Source organism: Pseudomonas sp. MF6767 (assembly GCF_016405475.1).
Classification (GTDB): Bacteria; Pseudomonadota; Gammaproteobacteria; order Pseudomonadales; family Pseudomonadaceae; genus Aquipseudomonas; species Aquipseudomonas paracarnis.
This window is the reverse complement of record NZ_JAEKCY010000036.1, coordinates 1-21,164: the sequence shown is the minus strand read 5'-3', so window position 1 is coordinate 21,164 and position 21,164 is coordinate 1. Positions and strand designations below refer to the sequence as shown.

Below are 21,164 nucleotides of genomic sequence, written 5' to 3'. Positions count from 1 at the left end.
GAAAACCCGATGAGAGCTTTTACCCAACACACAGGCCTTGTAGCGCCGTTGGACCGTGCCAATGTGGACACCGACCAGATCATCCCAAAGCAGTTCCTGAAGTCGATCAAGCGCACCGGTTTCGGCCCCAACCTGTTCGATGAGTGGCGCTACCTGGACGTGGGCTACGCCTACCAGGACAACTCCAAGCGCCCTCTGAACAAGGACTTTGTGCTCAACGCCGAGCGTTACCAAGGCGCCAGCGTGTTGCTGGCCCGGGAAAACTTCGGCTGCGGCTCCAGCCGCGAGCACGCGCCTTGGGCCCTGGAAGAGTACGGCTTTCGCAGCATCATCGCGCCGAGCTACGCCGATATCTTCTTCAACAACAGCTTCAAGAACGGCCTGTTGCCGATCATCTTGAGCGACGCTGAAGTGGACGAGTTGTTCCAGCAAGTGGAGGCCAATGTCGGCTACCAGTTGACGGTGGACCTGGCCGCGCAAACCGTGACCCGCCCGGATGGCAAGGTGTACCACTTTGAAGTGGATGCCTTCCGTAAGCACTGCCTGATCAACGGCCTGGACGACATTGGCCTGACCTTGCAGGACGGCGATGCGATTGCTGCGTTTGAAACCAGGCACCGGGCGAGCCAGCCCTGGCTGTTTCGCGATGCCTGATTTGCGGTAACCGTGCGGGCCCCATCGCGGGCAAGCCCGCTCCCACAGGGATCGAGGTTCGCCTGAGCACCTCGGTCAACGGTGGGAGCTGGCTTGCCTGCGATAGCGCCAGTGCAACCACCACAAACCCCAAGGAAAGCCACCATGACCACCACCGCCCACACCCAAGTCGTGCAAAAACAATTCGGCGAGCAAGCCTCGGCCTACCTGAGCAGCGCCGTACACGCCCAGGGCACCGAATTCGCACTGCTACAGGCCGAACTGGCCGGGCAGGGCGCTGCACGCCTGCTGGACCTGGGCTGCGGTGCCGGTCATGTCAGCTTCCATGTAGCGCCTCTGGTCAAAGAAGTGGTGGCCTACGACTTGTCCCAGCCTATGCTCGACGTGGTGGCCGCCGCCGCCAAAGACCGCAACCTGGACAACATCCGCACCGTGCACGGCGCCGCCGAGCGCCTGCCGTTCGCCGATGGCGAATTCGACTTCGTGTTCAGCCGTTATTCGGCCCATCACTGGAGCGACCTCGGCCTGGCCCTGCGTGAAGTGCGCCGTGTGCTCAAGCCGGGTGGCGTGGCGGCATTTGTGGATGTCTTGTCACCGGGCAGCCCGCTGTTGGACACTTACCTGCAAACCGTCGAAGTGCTGCGCGACACCAGCCATGTACGTGACTATTCCGGCGCCGAGTGGATGCGCCAGTTGAGTGAGGCTGGCCTGCACGTGCGCAACAGCAGTCGCCAGCGCTTGCGCCTGGAGTACACCTCGTGGGTTGAACGCATGCGCACGCCAGAGGTACTGCGTGCAGCAATCCTTGAGCTGCAACAGGCGATGGGCCAGGAAGTACGTGATTATTACGAAGTTCAAGCCGACGGCACCTTCAGCACCGATGTGCTGGTGGTCTTCGCCGAACGCTGATTGATTTTTCCCGACCTGCCCACGGGCGGGTCGCTTGATGAAATGAGGAACGCATGAGCAAGCAGATTCTGATTCTCCCTGGCGACGGTATTGGGCCGGAAATCATGGCCGAAGCGGTCAAGGTCCTTGAGCTTGCCAACAGCAAGTACAGCCTGGGCTTCGAGCTGAGCCACGACGTGATCGGCGGCGCTGCCATCGACAAGCACGGCGTGCCGCTGGCTGACGAGACCCTCGACCGCGCCCGGGCTGCCGATGCGGTACTGCTCGGTGCCGTGGGTGGGCCGAAATGGGACAAGATCGAGCGTGACATCCGCCCTGAGCGCGGCTTGCTGAAAATTCGTGCGCAACTGGGCCTGTTCGGTAACCTGCGCCCGGCCATCCTCTACCCGCAACTGGCTGACGCGTCGAGCCTCAAGCCGGAAGTGGTGGCGGGCCTGGATATCCTCATCGTGCGTGAGCTGACCGGCGGTATCTACTTCGGCTCGCCACGGGGTGTGCGCGAGTTGGAAAATGGTGAGCGTCAGGCCTATGACACGCTGCCATACAGCGAGAGCGAAATCCGCCGTATCGCCCGGGTCGGTTTCGACATGGCGCGCGTGCGCGGCAAAAAAGTCTGCTCGGTGGACAAGGCCAACGTGCTGGCTTCCAGCCAACTGTGGCGTGAAATCGTCGAAGAAGTCGCCAAGGATTATCCGGACGTCGAACTGAGCCACATGTACGTCGACAACGCCGCCATGCAACTGGTGCGCGCACCCAAGCAGTTCGACGTGATTGTCACCGACAACCTGTTCGGCGACATCCTGTCCGACCAGGCGTCGATGCTCACCGGTTCCATCGGCATGCTGCCGTCGGCGTCCCTGGACACCAACAACAAAGGTATGTACGAGCCGTGCCACGGTTCGGCGCCAGACATCGCGGGGCAGGGCATTGCCAACCCGCTGGCGACGATTTTGTCGGTGTCGATGATGCTGCGCTACAGCTTCAACCTGGGCGATGCGGCGGACGCAATCGAGAAGGCCGTCAGCCTGGTGCTGGATCAGGGCTTGCGCACCGGCGATATCTGGTCCCAGGGTTGCACCAAGGTCGGGACGCAAGAAATGGGCGACGCAGTAGTCGCCGCGCTGCGGAATCTGTAATCTCTCGGGCCCGCTTGCAGTTGTTGCTGCAAGGCGGCCCACTTTTTAACAAGGTGTAGTTGCGATGAAACGTGTAGGTCTGATCGGTTGGCGCGGTATGGTCGGTTCCGTGCTCATGCAGCGGATGCTGGAAGAGCAGGATTTCGATCTTATTGAGCCGGTGTTTTTCACCACTTCGAACGTAGGTGGCCAAGGGCCGTCCGTGGGCAAGGATATTGCCCCGCTCAAGGATGCCTACAGCATTGAAGAGTTGAAGAGCCTCGACGTGATCCTGACCTGCCAGGGTGGCGACTACACCAGCGAAGTCTTCCCCAAGCTGCGCGAAGCCGGCTGGCAGGGTTACTGGATCGACGCCGCTTCGAGCCTGCGCATGCAGGACGACGCGGTGATCATCCTCGATCCGGTCAACCGCAAGGTCATCGACCAGCAACTGGACGCCGGTACCAAGAACTATGTGGGCGGCAACTGCACCGTCAGCCTGATGCTGATGGGCCTGGGCGGCCTGTTCGAAGCGGGCCTGGTGGAGTGGATGAGCGCGATGACCTATCAGGCGGCCTCCGGTGCCGGCGCGCAGAACATGCGTGAACTGATCAAGCAGATGGGCGCGACCCACGCCGCTGTCGCCGATCAACTGGCTGACCCGGCCAGTGCGATCCTCGATATCGACCGCCGTGTGGCTGAGGCCATGCGCAGCGATGCTTACCCGACCGAGAACTTCGGCGTGCCATTGGCCGGTAGCCTGATCCCGTGGATCGACAAGGAACTGCCTAACGGTCAGAGTCGCGAAGAGTGGAAGGCCCAGGCCGAAACCAACAAGATCCTGGGGCGCTTCAAGAACCCGATCCCGGTGGATGGCATCTGCGTGCGCATTGGCGCCATGCGTTGCCACAGCCAGGCGCTGACTATCAAGTTGAACAAAGATGTGCCGATCGCCGATATCGAAGGGCTGATCAGCCAGCACAACCCTTGGGTCAAGCTGGTGCCGAACAACCGCGATATCAGCATGCAGGAGCTGAGCCCGACCAAGGTCACCGGCACCCTGAATGTACCGGTGGGCCGCCTGCGCAAGCTGAACATGGGCAGCCAGTTCCTTGGCGCGTTCACCGTTGGCGACCAACTGCTGTGGGGCGCGGCTGAGCCGTTGCGTCGCATGTTGCGGATTTTGCTGGAGCGTTGATCGCTTGAGGCAATAACAGAAACCCGCGTTCTGGTGACAGGCGCGGGTTTTTTGTTGCCCTTGTGATCGTTCCCACGCTCTGCGTGGGAATGCAGCTCTGGACGCTCTGCGTCTGCTTTAGAGGCGTGACGCGGAGCGTCACAGGAGGCGTTCCCACGCAGAGCGCGGGAACGATCAGGGGGGCTGTAATTGCCTCACCCTCTACCACCCGGTAAAGTGCCGCTCCCCCGTAATGCCCGAGGCAATCCCATGACCCAGACCTTTGAAATCGCCGTGATCGGCGCTACCGGTACCGTTGGCGAAACCCTGGTGCAGATTCTCGAAGAGCTGGAGTTCCCGGTGGGCACCTTGTACCTGCTGGCGGGCAGCAACTCGGCGGGGGCTTCGGTGCCGTTTCGGGGCAAGAACGTGCGGGTCAAAGAGATCGACACGTTTGATTTCAGCAAGGTGCAGTTGGCGTTCTTCGCTGCAGGCCCCGCGGTGACCCTGAGCTTCGCCCCGCGTGCCACCGCCGCTGGCTGCGCGGTGATCGACTTGTCTGGCGCATTGCCCGCCGAGCAGGCGCCGCAAGTGGTGCCGCAGGCCAACGCCCATGTGCTGGGCGCGTTGAAAAAGCCTTTCCAGCTCGGCAGCCCGAGCCCTTGTGCCACCTACCTCGCGGTGGTGCTGGCACCGTTGCGCAATGTAGTGGACATCCAGCGCGTGAGCGTCACCGCCAACCTGGCCATCTCTGCCCAGGGCCGCGAGGCCGTCAGCGAGTTGGCGCGCCAGACTGCCGAACTGCTGAACGTGCGTCCCTTGGAGCCAGCGTTCTTCGATCGGCAAGTGGCGTTCAACCTGCTGGCGCAAGTCGGCACGCCAGACGTCCAAGGTCATACCGCCCTGGAGAAGCGCCTCGTACACGAACTGCGTGCGGTGCTGGAAACACCTTTACTAAAGATTTCCGCCACCTGCGTTCAAGCCCCGGTGTTTTTCGGCGATAGCCTGACTGTGTCGCTGCAACTGGCCGCGCCGGTCGACCTGGCCGCGGTGAACCGCGCCCTCGACGCTGCGCCGGGAATCGAGCTGGTCGAGGAGGGCGATTACCCCACCGCCGTAGGCGATGCCGTCGGCCAGGACGTGGTGTACGTCGGGCGAGTTCGCGCAGGTATCGACGACCCGGCGGAACTAAATCTTTGGTTGACGTCAGATAACGTACGCAAAGGCTCGGCCCTGAACGCCGTGGAACTGGCGCAGTTGTTGATAAAAGACCTTGTGTAAAAGATACTTGGCGGCAATTTGTAGATTGATTCTAGCCAGGCGCTATGCTTGGTCCCAAGTGAAACACAAGCGCGTCGGTGACCTATCGGCTCGCCATGCCTTATGGCAGCGGTTACCAACCTTCTCGCAGAGCGGGAAGTGTTCAAACAAAGGATGAGGCTATGGTTCAAGTTCGCAAACTGGTGTTAGCAATAGCGGCCGCCTCGGCGCTGTCCTCCGGTATGGCGCAGGCGCTGCAACTTGGGGAGATGACCCTCAAGTCGAAGTTGAACCAGCCGCTGTCGGTGGAAATCGAATTGCGCGATGTGGGCGGCCTCACGGCGTCCGAGATCACCCCCAGCCTGGCTTCGGCCCAGGCCTTCGTGGATGCGGGTGTCGACCGCCAGGCGTTTCTCGATGACCTGACGTTCACGCCGGTGATCAACCCCGAAGGTCGCAGCGTGGTACGTGTGACCTCCAGCAAACCGCTGCCCGATTCCTACGTGCGTTTCCTCATGCAGGTGCAATGGCCCAATGGCCGCTTGATGCGTGACTACAGTGTGCTGCTCGACCCGGCCAAGTTTGACCAGCCGGCACCGACTGCCAGCGCGCCTGCCAGCTCTGCGCCTGCCACTGGCACGCTTGCCCGGCACACCACCACGCCCCACGATACCTTGTGGGAAATTGCCGCGAAGAACCGTCATGGCGCCTCGGTCCAGCAAACGATGCTGGCTATCCAGGCGCTTAACCCGGATGCCTTTGTCGACGGCAACATCAACCGCCTGAAAACCGGCCAGGTGCTACGCCTGCCGGATATCACCCAAAGTACAGCCCTGGCCCAGCCGCAAGCGATTGCCGAAGTGAGTGCGCAGAACGCCGCCTGGCGCCAGCGCCAGCGCAGTCCTCAGGGGCAAGTGGCTGGTAAGCCGCAGTTGGATGCAACCCGGCGCACCCAGGCCGGCAATGCGCCGTCGAGCACCCAGGCCAAGGACAATTTGAGCCTGGTATCGGCGCAAGCCGCCAAGAAAGGTGGCAAAGGCGCAGCTGGGGACAGCCGCGCCCTGAGCGACAAGCTGGCGATGACCCAGGAAGAGCTCGACACCACGCGGCGCGACAACGAAGAACTGAAAAGCCGTGCCGCCGACCTGCAAAGCCAGCTGGACAAGCTGCAGAAGCTGATCCAGCTGAAGAATGACCAATTGGCTCGTTTGCAGGCGCAAACCGGTGAGCCCGCCGCGATCCCCGCACAGTTGCCCGGTGAGCCTGCAGCCGAGCCTGCGGCCCCTGTTGCAACGCCAGCGCCAGCGCCTGAACCTGTCAAGCCGGCTGCCGCGCCGGCCAGTACCGAAGGCAAGTTCAATGATCTGCTGACCAACCCGATTGTGCTCGGCATCCTTGGCGGTGCGGCCCTGCTGGTGGTGCTGCTGCTTCTGCTGCTATGGGCTCGCCATCGCAATGCTCGCCGTGAAGAAGAGAAGCATCTGCGCATGGCTCGGGCGTTGGCCGAAGAGCCTGAGTTCGTTTCCAATATCGATCAAGACCTGCCGCCTGACAGCTTCGAGGGCCTTGAAGTGCCGCCGCCGAGCGTCAAGCTCGCCACCGCAGTGGCGCCAGCAGCCGCACCCGCGCCAGCCCCGGTGGTCGAGACGGTTGTGGCGCCGACGGTCGCCTCCGTGCTGGCGCCGTTGGCGGTTGCCGTGGCTCAGGAAAATTCCAGCGACGCCCTGGCCCAGGCCCAATCCCATATTGACCGTGGCCACCTGAACCAGGCGGCGGATGTGCTTGAACAAGCCATCAAGCACGAGCCCAAGCGCAGTGACCTGCGTTTGAAGCTGATGGAAGTCTATGGCCTGCAGAACAACAAGGACGGGTTCGTCACCCAGGAGCGCCAGTTGGTGGCCAACGGTGAGAACCATGCCCAGGTCGAGCAGCTCAAGGCGCGCTTCCCGGCCATGGCCGTGTTGGCGGCGGGTGTCAGTGCCGCAGTGGCCGCCGCAGCCCTGGATGCGCAATACGTCAAGGACCTGCTCGACGACAAGCCGGCCTCGGCTGCGCAGGCAGACACCTTCGACACCGATTTCGACTTGAGCCTGGATGACCTGGAAGCCGCCTCGCCGGCCGAGATCGCGCAAGACCAGCAAACCTTTGAAACATTGCTCAAACAACAGACCGAGTCTAAGGCCGACGCACAGGACCTGTCGGACTTTGACCTGGACCTGCAGCTGGACCCGCCCGCGTCGCAAACCGATGACGACTTCCTGTCGGGCCTTGAAGAGCAGATCAAGGATGTACCGCCGGTGGAGCCGCCGACCCTGACGCCGGCTGCGCTGGACGAATTCGACCTGCCGGAAGACTTTGACCTGTCGCTGGCGGACGAGCCGAGCAAGCCTGCGGCCAAGCCCGATGCCTTCGCGTCGGAGCTGGACGACGTCAACGCTGAACTGGATCGATTGTCCCAGAGCCTGGAACATCCGCCGATCGAGCCTTCCTTCACGGCTGAAGATGCCGCGCTGGGTGCTGAGGATGAGCCGGATTTCGACTTCCTCTCGGGCACTGATGAAGTGGCCACCAAGCTCGACCTGGCCCAGGCCTATATCGACATGGGCGATGCTGACGGCGCGCGAGACATCCTGTCCGAGGTGCTGACCGAAGGCAACGAAGGCCAGCGTGGCGAAGCCAAGGAAATGCTCGGCCGAATCTAACGGCCGAGGCAGAAAAATGTGGGAGCGGGCTTGTTGTGGCGAGGGAGCTTGCTCCCGCTGGGGGGCGTAGCGCCCCTGAAAAGCCGGCTCCAGCTGCGCTGTCGAACGGGAGCAAGCTCCCTCGCCACAAAAACCCCAGATTAAAAGCCCCCTCTCATGCACCCTGACGCCCTATAATGCCCGCCTTTGCGCAACTCATCAGGCTCACAGTTCTTGGCAAATATAGATAACGCGGCTGCCGAAATGGCGGCCGCAGGCTTTTACCGCATCGCACTGGGCGTGGAATACAAAGGCTCGCGCTATCGCGGCTGGCAGCGTCAGGCCTCCGGGGTGCTGACGGTGCAGGAAACCCTGGAAAATGCCCTGTCCAAAGTCGCCAACTCGCCGGTGTCGCTGATGTGTGCCGGGCGTACCGATGCCGGCGTACACGCGTGTGGCCAAGTGGTGCACTTCGACACCCAGGCCGAGCGGTCGATGAAGGCGTGGGTGATGGGGGCTAATATCAATTTGCCCCATGACGTCAGCGTCAGCTGGGCCAAGGTCATGCCGGCGCATTTTCACGCCCGTTTCAAGGCCATCGCCCGCCGTTACCGCTACGTGATCTACAACGATCAGATCCGCCCGGCGCACCTCAATGAAGAAATCACCTGGAACCACCGCCCGCTGGATGCCGAGCGCATGGCCGAGGCCGCGCAGCATCTGGTCGGGGTGCATGACTTCAGCGCCTTCCGTGCCGGGCAGTGCCAGGCCAAGTCGCCGATCAAGGAAGTCCACCACCTGCGGGTGACGCGCCACGGCAAGATGATTGTGCTGGATATCCGTGCAGGTGCCTTCCTGCATCACATGGTGCGCAACATCGCTGGCGTGCTGATGACCATCGGCACCGGTGAGCGCCCGGTGGAGTGGGCCAAGGAAGTGCTGGATAGCCGCATTCGCCGCACGGGCGGGGTCACGGCGCATCCGTTCGGCCTTTACCTGGTGGATGTGGAGTACCGCGACGAGTTCGAATTGCCGGAACGCTTTATCGGGCCGCACTTCCTCACCGGTTTCAGCGAACTTGGCGGCTGACGCCCGGAAAAGCTTTTGTTACCATCCGGGACTTTCTCGGTCCAACCCTGAGGTTCCTACGACATGTCAGCCGTTCGCAGCAAGATTTGCGGGATTACCCGCATAGAAGACGCGCTGGCGGCAGTCGAAGCGGGGGCGGATGCCATTGGCCTGGTGTTTTATGCCAAGAGCCCACGGGCGGTGAATGTGCTGCAGGCGCGGGCGATCATCGCTGCATTGCCGCCCTTCGTGACCACCGTGGGGTTGTTCGTCAACGCCAGCCGCTGCGAGCTCAACGAAACCCTGGATGCGGTGCCGCTGGATATGTTGCAGTTCCATGGCGACGAATCGCCAGAGGAATGCGAAAGCTATCAGCGCCCGTACATCAAGGCGTTGCGAGTCAAGGCTGGGGACGATATCGCCGCAGCCTGCGCCGCTTATACCGGCGCTCGCGGGATTCTGTTGGACACTTACGTCGAAGGCGTACCCGGTGGCACGGGCGAGGCGTTCGACTGGACGCTGATTCCCGAGGGGTTGAGCAAGCCGGTCATTCTCGCGGGTGGGCTCACTCCAGCGAATGTCCAGGCGGCCATCGAACAGGTCCGGCCGTATGCCGTGGACGTCAGCGGTGGGGTGGAGCAGGGCAAGGGGATCAAGGACCCGAGCAAGATTCGCGCGTTCATGCAGGCCGTGCGCAACAGCAGGGGTGGGATGTGACGGCTGGCAGTCTGCCGCCGTCCATAACTACCACTGTGTAAAACAGCCCGGCGCCGCCTGTGGGTGGCCCGGAAACGAAGTGGCAACCCTGCGCTGGCAGGTTGTCTGGAAGGCTGAGGATACGGGCGGGAAATGGCAGGTCCAACGTCTGACCCCGTCCCGTCTGTGTCATCGCCACATATGAATTTAGCTCAAGGGCATACGCGGGGCTGTGTTCGAGCCACCGGTACTGGAGAAAAGAAAGCATGAGCAACTGGTTAGTAGACAAACTGATCCCTTCGATCATGCGTTCCGAGGTAAAGAAAAGCTCGGTTCCTGAAGGTCTGTGGCACAAATGCCCATCCTGCGACGCGGTGCTGTATCGCCCGGAGCTGGAAAAGACCCTGGACGTTTGCCCCAAGTGCAACCACCACATGCGTATTGGCGCACGCGCCCGTATCGACATCTTCCTGGATGCCGATGGCCGTAATGAACTGGGTGCCGACCTGGAGCCGGTTGACCGTCTCAAGTTCCGCGACAGCAAGAAGTACAAGGACCGCCTGGTCGGCGCACAGAAGCAGACTGGCGAAAAAGACGCGCTGATTTCGGTCAGCGGCAAGCTGCTGGGCATGCCGGTAGTAGTCTCGGCCTTCGAATTCTCCTTCATGGGCGGCTCCATGGGTGCCATCGTCGGTGAGCGCTTTGTTCGCGCTGCCAACTATGCCCTGGAAAACCGTTGCCCGATGATCTGCTTCGCCGCCTCCGGTGGTGCGCGCATGCAGGAAGCCCTGATTTCCCTGATGCAAATGGCCAAGACCTCGGCGGTACTGGCGCGTCTGCGTGAAGAAGGCATTCCGTTCATCTCCGTACTGACCGACCCGGTCTACGGCGGCGTCTCCGCCAGCCTGGCGATGTTGGGCGATGTGATCGTTGGCGAGCCTAAAGCCCTGATCGGTTTTGCCGGCCCGCGCGTGATCGAGCAGACCGTGCGGGAAAAACTGCCGGAAGGCTTCCAGCGCAGCGAGTTCCTGCTGGAGCACGGTGCGATCGACCTGATCATTTCGCGTGGCGAACTGCGCCCTCGCCTGGGCAGCCTGCTCGCGCAAATGATGGGCTTGCCGACGCCTGTGTACATCGCGCCTAAGGTCGAGCCGATCGTCGTGCCGCCGGTGCCAGCAAACCTATGACCCAACGTACCCTGGGCGAATGGCTCGCCTACCTTGAGCAGTTGCATCCGTCCGCCATCGACATGGGCCTGGAGCGCTCGCAACAGGTAGCGGCCCGCCTCGGGTTGGGCCAGCCGGCACCGCGTGTGATCACGGTGACCGGCACCAACGGCAAAGGCTCCACCTGTGCCTTTGTCGCCGCGCTGTTGCAGGCCCAGGGCCTCAAAGTCGGCGTGTACAGTTCGCCGCACCTGCTGCGCTACAACGAGCGGGTGCAGCTCAATGGCGTCGAAGCCACTGATGCCCAGCTGTGCGAAGCCTTCGCAGCCCTGGAAGCCGGGCGTGGCGACATTTCCCTGACCTATTTCGAGATGGGCACCCTGGCGGCGTTCTGGCTGTTCGAGCGTGCGCAACTGGATGTGGTCGTGCTGGAAGTCGGCCTCGGCGGGCGCCTGGATACTGTCAACGTGGTGGATGCCGACCTGGCCCTGGTAACCAGCATTGGTGTCGATCATGCCGATTACCTGGGCAATACCCGCGAATCGGTGTCTTTTGAAAAGGCCGGGATCTTCCGCCAGGGCCGTCCGGCGCTGTGTGGTGACCTGGACCCGCCGCAACCCTTGCTCGACAGGGCGCGCGAACTGGATTGCCTGTTCTACCTGCGGGGTCGCGAGTTCACCCTGGACATCGGCGACACCCATTGGCAATGGCGTGGGCAGGATGCACGTGGCCAACGGGTAGAGCTGCTTGATTTGCCGTTGCTGAACCTGCCGATGGAAAACGCCGCGCTCGCGCTGCAAGCCTATTTGCTGCTGGACCTGCCGTGGGACGCCGCGCAGATCGCGGCGACCTTGCTGGCAACGAAAGTGGTGGGGCGCCTCGATCGCCGAACCTTCGACTGGCAAGGCAAGCGCCTGAGCCTGATGTTGGATGTAGGCCATAACCCCCATGCTGCGCAGTACCTGGCTGAGCGTCTGGCGCGTACGCCGCCGGTGGGGCGTCGCCTGGCGGTGTTCGGGTTGTTGGTCGACAAGGACCTGGACGGCGTGGTTGCGCCACTGCTGGGCAGCGTCCAGTCTTGGGCCGTTGCGCCGCTGGACACGCCACGCAGCCGTCCTGCGGTTGAGTTGGAAACTGCCTTGCAGAACCTTGGCGCGCCGGTGACGTCGTATGCAAGCGTCACTGCAGCCCTGGAGGCGCAGTGTGCGGTAGCGACGGCCGAGGACGAAATCCTGTTGTTCGGATCATTTTATTGTGTTGCCGAGGCGCTTGAATGGCTGGCCCGGCGCTCCACGGAGGAAGCTGCACATGGCATTACTGGATAGCGCATACAAGCAGCGAATGGTCGGGGCCCTGGTGCTGGTGGCGTTGGCGGTAATCTTTTTGCCGATGCTGTTTTCCCGCCAGGACGAACAGCGCCAGGTGGTGGTTGAAGCTCCCGCTGCGCCCCAGGCGCCGGTGGTGCCGCAGGTTCAGGTCGAACCGGTGGTCGTGCCTGAGCCTCAGGTGTTGCCGCAAGAGCCTGTGCCCGTCGAGGAGGAGGTCGTCACACAGCAGGCGCCTTCACAGGCCCCTTCGATGCCGGTGCAGCCAAGTGTGCCGGTGGTCAAGCCAACGCCAGCCCCGGCTGTCGCCGCCAAACCGGCTGCACCGGCGCCAGCGCCCAAGCCGGTAGCGCCGCAGCCTGCAGCGCCTGGCAAGCCGGATGTGGGGCAGAGTCGCATCGACCCTAATGGCCTGCCGGTCAGTTGGTCGATCCAGCTGGCCAGCCTGGCCAATCGCGAAAGTGCCGACGCCTTGCAGAAAAAGCTGCGTGCCCAGGGGTATAACGCTTATATCCGCAGCGCTGACGGCAAGAATCGTGTGTTTGTCGGGCCGCTGATCGAGCGTGCGGAGGCAGATCGCCTGCGCGATTTGCTGGGTCGTCAGCAGAACCTCAACGGGTTTGTGGTGCGTTTCCAGCCCGAGCGCGGCTGAACGGGCAATAGGCTCTAAATGTGGGAGCTGGCTTGCCTGCGATGGCGGTGGTTCAATCGACAACGATGTCGAGCGTGCCGCCCTCATCGCAGGCAAGCCAGCTCCCACATTGGTTTGTGCTGGGGTTGAAATGCGATTGGCCCGTCACAATCTATTGATTTGCAAAGCACCCGCAATCACCGCTTACCGATAGCCCGGCGCTCTGCTAAAATGCGCCGCCTTATCCGTACGTAGGCTGCACTGTGCCATTTACCTGGGTTGATTGGGCGATCGTTGCAATCGTCGCCATCTCCGCTTTGATCAGTCTGAGCCGCGGCTTCGTAAAAGAAGCACTGTCGTTGCTGACTTGGATCATCGCAGGAGTCGTAGCCTGGATGTTCGGTGGTTCACTGTCGGTCTACCTGGCCGGGTACATAGAGACACCTTCGGCTCGCGTCATCGCGGGCTGCGCCATCATGTTCATCGCCACGCTGTTGGTGGGGGCAATGGTCAATTATCTTATTGGCGAGTTGATACGTGTCACCGGCCTCTCCGGGACCGATCGATTTCTCGGCATGGCCTTCGGGGCTGCGCGTGGCGCGTTGCTGGTGGTCGTGGCGGTCGGGCTGTTGAGCCTGGGGCCGGTACAGCAGGATTCGTGGTGGCAGGAGTCGGTACTCGTGCCAAAATTTCTATTGGTTGCAGACTGGTCCAAGAACCTCATCCTGGGGTGGAGCAGTCAGTGGCTGGCCAGCGGAATCAGCGTACCCGCTGATCTTCCGTTCAAGGAGCACCTCTTACCGGCCAAAACGCCTCAGTAAGCTGTGTTCAGTCAAGATTCATTAAGTAGGGGTTGCGTCGCATGTGTGGCATCGTCGGTATCGTCGGTAAGTCGAACGTCAATCAGGCGCTGTATGACGCGCTAACCGTCCTCCAGCACCGCGGCCAGGACGCTGCCGGTATTGTGACCAGCCACGACGGCCGGTTATTCCTGCGCAAGGACAATGGCCTGGTGCGTGACGTGTTCCATCAGCGTCACATGCAGCGCCTCGTCGGGCACATGGGCATTGGCCATGTGCGCTACCCGACTGCCGGTAGCTCGACCTCGGCCGAAGCTCAACCGTTCTACGTCAACTCGCCTTATGGCATCACCTTGGCGCACAACGGTAACCTGACCAACGTTGAACAACTGGCCAAGGAGATCTACGAATCTGACCTGCGCCACGTCAACACCAGCTCCGATTCGGAAGTGCTGCTCAACGTGTTCGCCCACGAGCTGGCCCAGCGTGGCAAGCTGCAGCCGACCGAAGAAGACGTGTTCGCCGCCGTGATCGACGTGCACAACCGTTGCGTCGGTGGTTATGCGGTGGTGGCGATGATCACCGGTTACGGCATCGTTGGTTTCCGCGACCCCCATGGCATTCGCCCGATCGTGTTCGGCCAGCGTCACACCGACGAAGGCGTCGAGTACATGATCGCTTCCGAAAGCGTGTCCCTGGACGTGCTGGGCTTCACCCTGATCCGCGACCTGGCGCCGGGCGAGGCTGTCTACATCACTGAAGACGGCAAGCTGCACACCCGTCAGTGCGCCGTAGCGCCGAAACTCACCCCGTGCATCTTCGAGCACGTCTACCTGGCGCGTCCGGATTCGATCATCGACGGCGTCTCGGTCTACAAGGCGCGCCTGCGCATGGGCGAGAAGCTGGCCGAGAAGATCCTGCGCGAGCGTCCCGAGCACGATATCGATGTGGTCATCCCGATCCCGGATACCAGCCGTACCGCTGCTCTGGAACTGGCCAACCACCTGGGCGTCAAGTTCCGCGAAGGCTTCGTGAAGAACCGCTACATCGGCCGTACCTTCATCATGCCCGGCCAGGCTGCGCGCAAGAAATCGGTACGCCAGAAGCTCAACGCCATCGAGCTTGAGTTCCGCGGCAAGAACGTAATGCTGGTAGATGACTCCATCGTGCGGGGCACCACCTGCAAGCAGATCATCCAGATGGCCCGCGAAGCCGGGGCGAAGAACGTGTACTTCTGTTCCGCTGCGCCTGCGGTGCGTTACCCGAACGTGTACGGTATCGACATGCCGAGCGCCCATGAGCTGATCGCGCATAATCGTTCGACCCAGGACGTGGCCGACCTGATCGGCGCCGACTGGCTGATCTACCAGGACCTGCCGGACCTGATCGAAGCGGTTGGCGGTGGCAAGATCAAGATCGAGCAGTTCGACTGCGCCGTGTTCGACGGCAAGTACGTGACCGGCGATGTCGACGAGGCCTACCTGAACAAGATCGAGCAGGCGCGCAACGACTCGTCGAAGATCAAGACACAGGCGGTCAGCGCGATCATCGACCTGTATAACAACTGAGTAAACACCGGCCCTGAGGGGCCGGTTTTGTATCTTAAACAAAGAATTGAATAAGGAGTCGCAGCATGAGTCAGGAATGGGATGCCGGTCGGTTGGACAGCGACCTCGATGGCGTAGCTTTCGATACCCTGGCTGTGCGCGCCGGCCAGCACCGTACCCCGGAAGGTGAGCACGGCGACCCGATGTTCTTCACCTCCAGCTACGTGTTTCGTACTGCCGCCGACGCCGCTGCGCGGTTTGCTGGCGAAGTGCCGGGCAACGTGTATTCGCGCTACACCAACCCGACCGTGCGTGCGTTCGAAGAGCGCATTGCGGCCCTGGAAGGTGCCGAGCAGGCCGTGGCGACTGCCACCGGCATGGCGGCCATCCTGGCCGTGGTGATGAGCCTGTGCAGCGCCGGCGACCATGTGCTGGTATCGCGCAGCGTGTTCGGCTCGACCATCAGCTTGTTCGAGAAGTACTTCAAGCGTTTCGGTATTGAAGTCGATTACGTGCCCCTGGCGGACCTGTCCGGTTGGGAGGCGGCCATCAAGGCCAATACCAAGCTGTTGTTCGTCGAATCGCCGTCCAACCCGCTCGCTGAGCTGGTGGACATCGCCGCGCTGTCCGAAGTCGCGCATGCCAAGGGCGCCATGCTGGTGGTGGACAACTGCTTCTGCACCCCGGCCTTGCAGCAACCGCTGAAGCTGGGTGCGGACATTGTGGTTCACTCGGCAACCAAGTTCATCGACGGCCAGGGCCGTTGCATGGGCGGCGTGGTGGCCGGTCGCAGCGAGCAGATGAAGGAAGTGGTGGGCTTCCTGCGCACCGCCGGCCCGACCCTCAGCCCGTTCAACGCCTGGATCTTCCTCAAAGGCCTGGAAACCCTCAGCCTGCGCATGAAAGCCCATTGCGCCAACGCCCAGGCCCTGGCCGAGTGGCTGGAGCAGCAGGACGGTATCGAGAAGGTGCATTACGCCGGCCTCAAGAGTCACCCGCAACACGCCTTGGCCCAGCGCCAGCAGCGCGGTTTCGGTGCAGTGGTGAGTTTTGAAGTGAAGGGCGGCAAAGACGGCGCCTGGCGCTTCATCGACGCGACGCGCTTGATCTCCATTACCGCCAACCTGGGTGACAGCAAGACCACCATCACCCACCCGAGCACCACCTCCCACGGGCGCCTGGCGCCGCAGGAGCGTGAAGCGGCCGGCATCCGTGACAGCCTGATCCGCATTGCGGTGGGCCTGGAAGATGTCGCTGACTTGCAGGCAGACCTGGCCCGCGGGCTGGCGGCCTTGTGATCGAGTGGTCCATGGAGGCCGCAGCGGCCAGTAACGGGCGCGTGGCGTTGGTGACGGGCGCGGCGCGGGGCATTGGCCTCGGGATTGCCGCGTGGCTGATCAGCGAAGGCTGGCAGGTGGTGTTGACCGACCTGGACCGCGAGCGCGGTGCCAAGGTGTCCAAGGTGCTGGGCGACAACGCCTGGTTTATCACCATGGACGTGGCCGACGAGAAGCAAGTGGCCCAGGGTGTCGCCGAGGTGCTGGGGCAGTTCGGGCGCCTGGATGCGTTGGTGTGCAACGCGGCGGTGGCCGACCCGCGCAATATCACCCTGGAAAGCCTCGACCTGGCGTACTGGAATCGGGTGCTGGCGGTCAACCTCAGTGGGCCGATGCTGCTGGCCAAGCACTGCGCGCCTTACCTGCGTGCCCATGGCGGTGCCATCGTCAACCTGGCCTCGACCCGGGCGCGTCAATCCGAGCCTGACACCGAAGCCTATGCGGCCAGCAAAGGTGGGCTGTTGGCCCTGACCCACGCCCTGGCCATGAGCCTGGGGCCGGAAGTGCGGGTCAATGCGGTCAGCCCTGGCTGGATCGACGCACGTGACCCGGCTGCGCGGCGTGCAGAGCCGCTCACCGACGCCGATCATGCCCAGCATCCGGCGGGCAGGGTGGGGACGGTGGAGGACGTGGCGGCGATGGTGGCCTGGTTGCTGTCACGCCAGGCCGGGTTCGTCACCGGGCAAGAGTTCGTGGTGGACGGCGGCATGAGCAAGAAGATGATTTACAGCGAGTAGGGCGGGTAGCCGTCTTGAAGTCATTTTGTCTTTTTCAGAAAAACTTCAAGCAGGCTATTGACTTAGGTCCGCTACCTGCGTAAATTTCGCGGCCTCAACGAAGCAAAGGGTGATTAGCTCAGCTGGGAGAGCATCTGCCTTACAAGCAGAGGGTCGGCGGTTCGATCCCGTCATCACCCACCACTTCTTGAGAGTTTTGCCCTAGGGCAAGACGCAACGTTAAAGGTTGCACCGACGCGCAGCGGTAGTTCAGTCGGTTAGAATACCGGCCTGTCACGCCGGGGGTCGCGGGTTCGAGTCCCGTCCGCTGCGCCATATTTTCCAGGTTCGATCTGTCGGGCTTGAGATTGAACAGCCAAGGCTGATCGATCAGATGTTTAAAGGTGGTTGAGGGTTCATGCTCAATCAGCCAAGCGATACGCAGCGGTAGTTCAGTCGGTTAGAATACCGGCCTGTCACGCCGGGGGTCGCGGGTTCGAGTCCCGTCCGCTGCGCCATATTTGCTTCCACTAAGGCCCACTGAACGCCTGGAAGCTACGGAAATAGCGGCCTTGAGCCGATTTTTTCGTTTTCTGAATTCCATTGGAATCCATCTCCAGCCACGGTTTTTAAGTACACATTTAAGTACACCGCTGGCACAGCCTTTTACGATTCCTTGCGCATCAATTTTCTTATTGGTCCGTCTACCGCTGGGTTGTATTCCCCTCCTTGATGCAAAAGGAGGTGTCTGATGGCTCTGACAGATACAGCGATCAAGCAAGCCAAGCCCGCCAGCAAGCCTTACACGTTAACTGATGGGGATGGCTTATCTCTGCAAGTGCCCACGACGGGTTCGAAGCGCTGGCATTTCCGCTTCTATTGGCATGACAAGCAATTGCGTATTTCCCTTGGCATCTATCCCGACGTCAGTCTCAAGGAGGCTCGCCAGCGGAGAGAGGCTGCACGCGCGCTGGTGGCCAACAATATCGATCCCCGCTCACATCGTCGCGCCGAGCGCCAAAAAGCCTCTCACGCCGCCAACAACACGTTTGAAGCGGTTGCTGGTCGCTGGCATGAGTTCCGAAGTAAAAAGCTGACGAAAAGTAAGAGGGGCAGTGCAGGGCAAGCGAGCAAATACCTGAAGAAGGACATGCTGCCGTGTTTGGGCGATCTTCCGATCTCAGATATTTCTCGTGGTGACGTGCTGGAGCTCATTAGGCGAATTGAGCGCAGAGGGGCGCTGGTCTCTGCTCGAAAGGTGCGCACCTGGCTCAACCAGATCTTCCGTTTTGCCATGGCGGAAGGGCTCCTTGATGTGAACCCAGCAGCAGATCTTGATATCGTTGCCGAGACGCCGCGGCCAGTTCGCCATAATCCTTTCCTCCAGGTAAATGAACTTCCAGGACTGCTAAGGACCGTAACCAACTATGGGTGTGCAGAAGCGACACGACTTGGTATCCGTCTATTGCTGTTGACAGGGGTGCGTACAGGAGAGCTACGTGCGGCGACGCCAGACCAATTCGACCTCGACAAGGGGATCTGGCTGGTGCCGCCGGAGGGTGTCAAGCAACTCCGGAGTCGTGTTCGAACCCAGGGGAATGAGATCCCACCTTATGTAATTCCACTGTCTACCCAAGCAATTGCAATTGTGCAGCGGCTAATGCAGCTAAGGGCGCGCGGTGCGCGGTACCTGCTGGTTCACCGATACGAATCGCAGGAAATGATCAGTGAAAATACCCTTAACACCACGATTAGCCGTATGGGTTACAAAGGAAGGCTCACCGGTCATGGCATCAGGGCTACCATCTCCACGGCGCTTAATGAGGTTGGCTTTGTAGAAGAGTGGATTGAGGCGCAGCTTTCACACGCTGATACCAACCAAATTCGGGCTGCATACAATCATGCAGAATACGTCGAGCCGAGACGTAGGATGATGCAATATTGGGCGGATTTATTAGATGCGCTAGAGGGCGGCGTTTCTCCGCCTACGCCCGAAGCATACATGCCGCATACCGGGCGAATTTCAATGGGGTGTCTGAGTGCACAGCGGGAGTCGGCTGATTAATAGTATCGGGTGCTAGGGGGTCGAGTGTTCGAATCACTCCGTCCCGGCCATATTCTATGACTTAGCCCAATCTTCACCGGTTGGGCTTTTTCATGTCTAAAAAATACTCCCACGGATATTTTGGATCTGGATAGCGTTGCCATTCCGAAGGCGCAATTGTGTTCTGATCTCATGTCCGGAGGCTCTCCGTGCCAAGGCGATGCTCTGAAGTGGCAAGTGCGTTCGTCTACTGCATTGCCCATATCGGAGGTCCGAGAGGCGAGCACCGGGGGATGGGTATTGGCGGGTGATAGTCTCGGTTGCTGCGGAGGCCATTCAGACAATCTCTCAGGCCGGCAGAGGTATTAGGTATCACGCAGTTTCAGCGGCGTGACGTGGAGAGGGCTGATCAAGCATGATCCCGCTCAGCGAGCCGCAACCATCAGCAGCAACCACGGGTGGACGTGGGTATAGCATTTTGCTAGCTTCGATTCATTTTCCGTTACTCCCTAGGTGACCTTTTCGGCGTCGACTGACCCGTTTTACAGCTCTGTTGGGTACAACCAAGTACCGCCTAGGGTTGAGATCGCGCGCAAGGACAGTCTTCCAGCCCCTTTCACATCAGTTGCGTGAGGCAAACAAGGAGTTCAGTTTGGCGGCCGTATTTATCCACCTCTCCGATATTCACTTCGGACAAGAAAAAGCTAGCAGCATTCGGATAGTCAACGAGGACGCTCGCAGGCAGTTAATCGAAGATGCGGCCGCACACGTGGCTACACTACCTACCAGAACAGCTTCGGGCATCTTAGTGACGGGAGACATCGCATATGCGGGCAAACGTCATGAGTATGACGCAGCTGGATTGTGGCTTGATGAACTTGCCTCCCGCGTTGGTTGTACGGCAGCTGATATTCAAATGGTCCCAGGAAATCACGATGTCGATCGAGATCAGATCAAAGGATTGACTGAAATGATGCTCGCGGCGATCGGTAACGAAGGTGAAGCGAAGCTGGATGACTTTCTTGAAGAGGCGGTGGCAAGAGAGGTCCTTTATCGTCGCTTTGAAGAGTACCGACGCTTCGCCGACGCTTACCAGTGTCCGCTCGACTGCAGCGGCAATAGCAGTGCAGAGCGTAGGGTGGAGCTCGCCAATGGACGAGCGATTCGCTTTGTCCGACTAAACTCCGCTTTGATTTGTTCGAGGCGTAAAGACGAAAAGGGAAATTTGCTTCTGGGAGCCCGCCAGCGGGTTATGAATGAGGCGATCGGCGAAGAGCTGGTGGTGCTAACTCATCATCCACTTGATTGGTACGCCGACTCGGCTGAGACCAAGAGGTTCTTAAGAAGCCGAGCTCGAGTTTTCATTTCCGGCCATGAGCACCTGGCAGCAGTAGATGTCCAAAACGTAGAACCTGGGCGCGACCTCATGATGCTTGCCGCTGGAGCTACGACACCTGATAGCTTCGATGACACCTACACTTATGCTTACAACATTATCCAGTTTGACTGGGATGAGAACGACGATGCTCTTGCCGTAACACTGTACGCCCGAGCATGGAACGACGACATGAAGCGGTTCGAGTCGGACGATATGCGTCTTGGTGGGCATGGGCAACGAACCGTTTTAGGTTCACCCAATTTTCTTAAGGCAACAAGGCCTTCCATCGGCACCAGGGTCAAAACAGGCCAGGATATGGAGCCGGCGCCGGTCGAGATTATCTTACCGCCGGAGGAAGAGATGGCCGGCAACTCGCGCGTTGATGAGACGGAGTATCAGAATCTCCATTTGCGTTTCTTCCGCGATCTTACAGAGGGCGAACGACTTCGTATTTTGGTGGAGCTTGACGCCGTACCTAATGAAAATATGGATCATTTTACTCACGAGACGGAAAGCAAACTTTTCCGAAATATTGAATCGCCCCTAGTTTCGTAGACACCTCCAAGCCTTAAAATGAGGCCCATTAGGAGGTGCCATGAGCAACCAGCGATATCCCGAAGAATTCAAAATCCAGGCGGTCAAACAAGTGACCGAAAAGAA

At 60.7% G+C, this 21,164-nt stretch carries 17 protein-coding genes and 3 tRNA genes; all 20 read left to right on the top strand.

The genetic code is table 11. From position 1 onward, the window contains the following. Window positions 1-9: 9 nt before the first annotated feature. A complete protein-coding gene (leuD, locus tag JFT58_RS29490) occupies window positions 10-654 on the top strand; it encodes a 3-isopropylmalate dehydratase small subunit (protein WP_014719160.1) in 645 nt (214 codons plus the stop codon). Between the two features lie 144 nt (window positions 655-798). Further along, window positions 799-1,563, top strand: coding sequence for a class I SAM-dependent methyltransferase (locus JFT58_RS29485; protein ID WP_054899003.1), 765 nt, complete (start codon window positions 799-801; stop codon window positions 1,561-1,563). 53 nt (window positions 1,564-1,616) lie between these two features. Beyond that, a complete protein-coding gene (gene leuB, locus JFT58_RS29480; RefSeq protein WP_003192555.1) occupies window positions 1,617-2,699 on the top strand; it encodes a 3-isopropylmalate dehydrogenase in 1,083 nt (360 codons plus the stop codon). Window positions 2,700-2,763: 64 nt separating this feature from the next. Further along, window positions 2,764-3,876: an aspartate-semialdehyde dehydrogenase gene (asd, locus tag JFT58_RS29475; protein ID WP_003192554.1), complete on the top strand. Its 1,113-nt coding sequence runs from the start codon at window positions 2,764-2,766 to the stop codon at window positions 3,874-3,876. Between the two features lie 249 nt (window positions 3,877-4,125). Continuing rightward, on the top strand, window positions 4,126-5,136 hold the full coding sequence (locus tag JFT58_RS29470; RefSeq protein WP_054899004.1) for an aspartate-semialdehyde dehydrogenase: 1,011 nt from the start codon (window positions 4,126-4,128) through the stop codon (window positions 5,134-5,136). A 161-nt stretch (window positions 5,137-5,297) separates the two neighbouring features. Then, window positions 5,298-7,817 (top strand): FimV/HubP family polar landmark protein, encoded by a 2,520-nt coding sequence (locus tag JFT58_RS29465; protein WP_054899005.1) that lies wholly within the window; start codon window positions 5,298-5,300, stop codon window positions 7,815-7,817. Between the two features lie 243 nt (window positions 7,818-8,060). Further along, on the top strand, window positions 8,061-8,885 hold the full coding sequence (gene truA / locus JFT58_RS29460) for a tRNA pseudouridine(38-40) synthase TruA (RefSeq protein ID WP_054898765.1): 825 nt from the start codon (window positions 8,061-8,063) through the stop codon (window positions 8,883-8,885). 63 nt (window positions 8,886-8,948) lie between these two features. Further along, window positions 8,949-9,581: a phosphoribosylanthranilate isomerase gene (locus tag JFT58_RS29455; protein WP_034126238.1), complete on the top strand. Its 633-nt coding sequence runs from the start codon at window positions 8,949-8,951 to the stop codon at window positions 9,579-9,581. A gap of 245 nt (window positions 9,582-9,826) precedes the next feature. Next, window positions 9,827-10,747: an acetyl-CoA carboxylase, carboxyltransferase subunit beta gene (gene accD / locus JFT58_RS29450; RefSeq protein ID WP_198834845.1), complete on the top strand. Its 921-nt coding sequence runs from the start codon at window positions 9,827-9,829 to the stop codon at window positions 10,745-10,747. Continuing rightward, on the top strand, window positions 10,744-12,051 hold the full coding sequence (folC, locus tag JFT58_RS29445) for a bifunctional tetrahydrofolate synthase/dihydrofolate synthase (RefSeq protein ID WP_054898766.1): 1,308 nt from the start codon (window positions 10,744-10,746) through the stop codon (window positions 12,049-12,051). Before accD ends, folC begins: the two co-directional genes overlap by 4 nt. Continuing rightward, a complete protein-coding gene (locus JFT58_RS29440) occupies window positions 12,035-12,703 on the top strand; it encodes an SPOR domain-containing protein (protein ID WP_054898767.1) in 669 nt (222 codons plus the stop codon). The genes folC and JFT58_RS29440 overlap by 17 nt, the downstream gene beginning before the upstream one ends. Window positions 12,704-12,945: 242 nt before the next feature. Beyond that, the gene (locus JFT58_RS29435; protein ID WP_003192538.1) at window positions 12,946-13,503 is read left to right on the top strand and encodes a CvpA family protein; all 558 of its coding nucleotides are present in this window, start codon (window positions 12,946-12,948) and stop codon (window positions 13,501-13,503) included. A gap of 41 nt (window positions 13,504-13,544) precedes the next feature. After that, entirely contained in the window at window positions 13,545-15,050 is a 1,506-nt protein-coding gene (gene purF / locus JFT58_RS29430; RefSeq protein ID WP_003192537.1) for an amidophosphoribosyltransferase, read from the top strand. A 65-nt stretch (window positions 15,051-15,115) separates the two neighbouring features. Then, the gene (locus JFT58_RS29425; RefSeq protein ID WP_014719150.1) at window positions 15,116-16,327 is read left to right on the top strand and encodes an O-succinylhomoserine sulfhydrylase; all 1,212 of its coding nucleotides are present in this window, start codon (window positions 15,116-15,118) and stop codon (window positions 16,325-16,327) included. An 11-nt stretch (window positions 16,328-16,338) separates the two neighbouring features. Continuing rightward, the gene (locus JFT58_RS29420) at window positions 16,339-17,103 is read left to right on the top strand and encodes an SDR family oxidoreductase (RefSeq protein ID WP_003192533.1); all 765 of its coding nucleotides are present in this window, start codon (window positions 16,339-16,341) and stop codon (window positions 17,101-17,103) included. A 107-nt stretch (window positions 17,104-17,210) separates the two neighbouring features. After that, window positions 17,211-17,286 (top strand) — tRNA-Val (locus JFT58_RS29415). A 55-nt stretch (window positions 17,287-17,341) separates the two neighbouring features. After that, window positions 17,342-17,418 (top strand) — tRNA-Asp (locus JFT58_RS29410). Window positions 17,419-17,523: 105 nt separating this feature from the next. Next, window positions 17,524-17,600 (top strand) — tRNA-Asp (locus JFT58_RS29405). A gap of 233 nt (window positions 17,601-17,833) precedes the next feature. After that, window positions 17,834-19,147, top strand: coding sequence for a tyrosine-type recombinase/integrase (locus JFT58_RS29400; protein ID WP_198834844.1), 1,314 nt, complete (start codon window positions 17,834-17,836; stop codon window positions 19,145-19,147). A 631-nt stretch (window positions 19,148-19,778) separates the two neighbouring features. Then, complete coding sequence (locus JFT58_RS29395) at window positions 19,779-21,059, top strand: metallophosphoesterase (protein WP_198834843.1); 1,281 nt, start codon at window positions 19,779-19,781, stop codon at window positions 21,057-21,059. The last annotated feature ends 105 nt before the right edge of the window (window positions 21,060-21,164 follow it).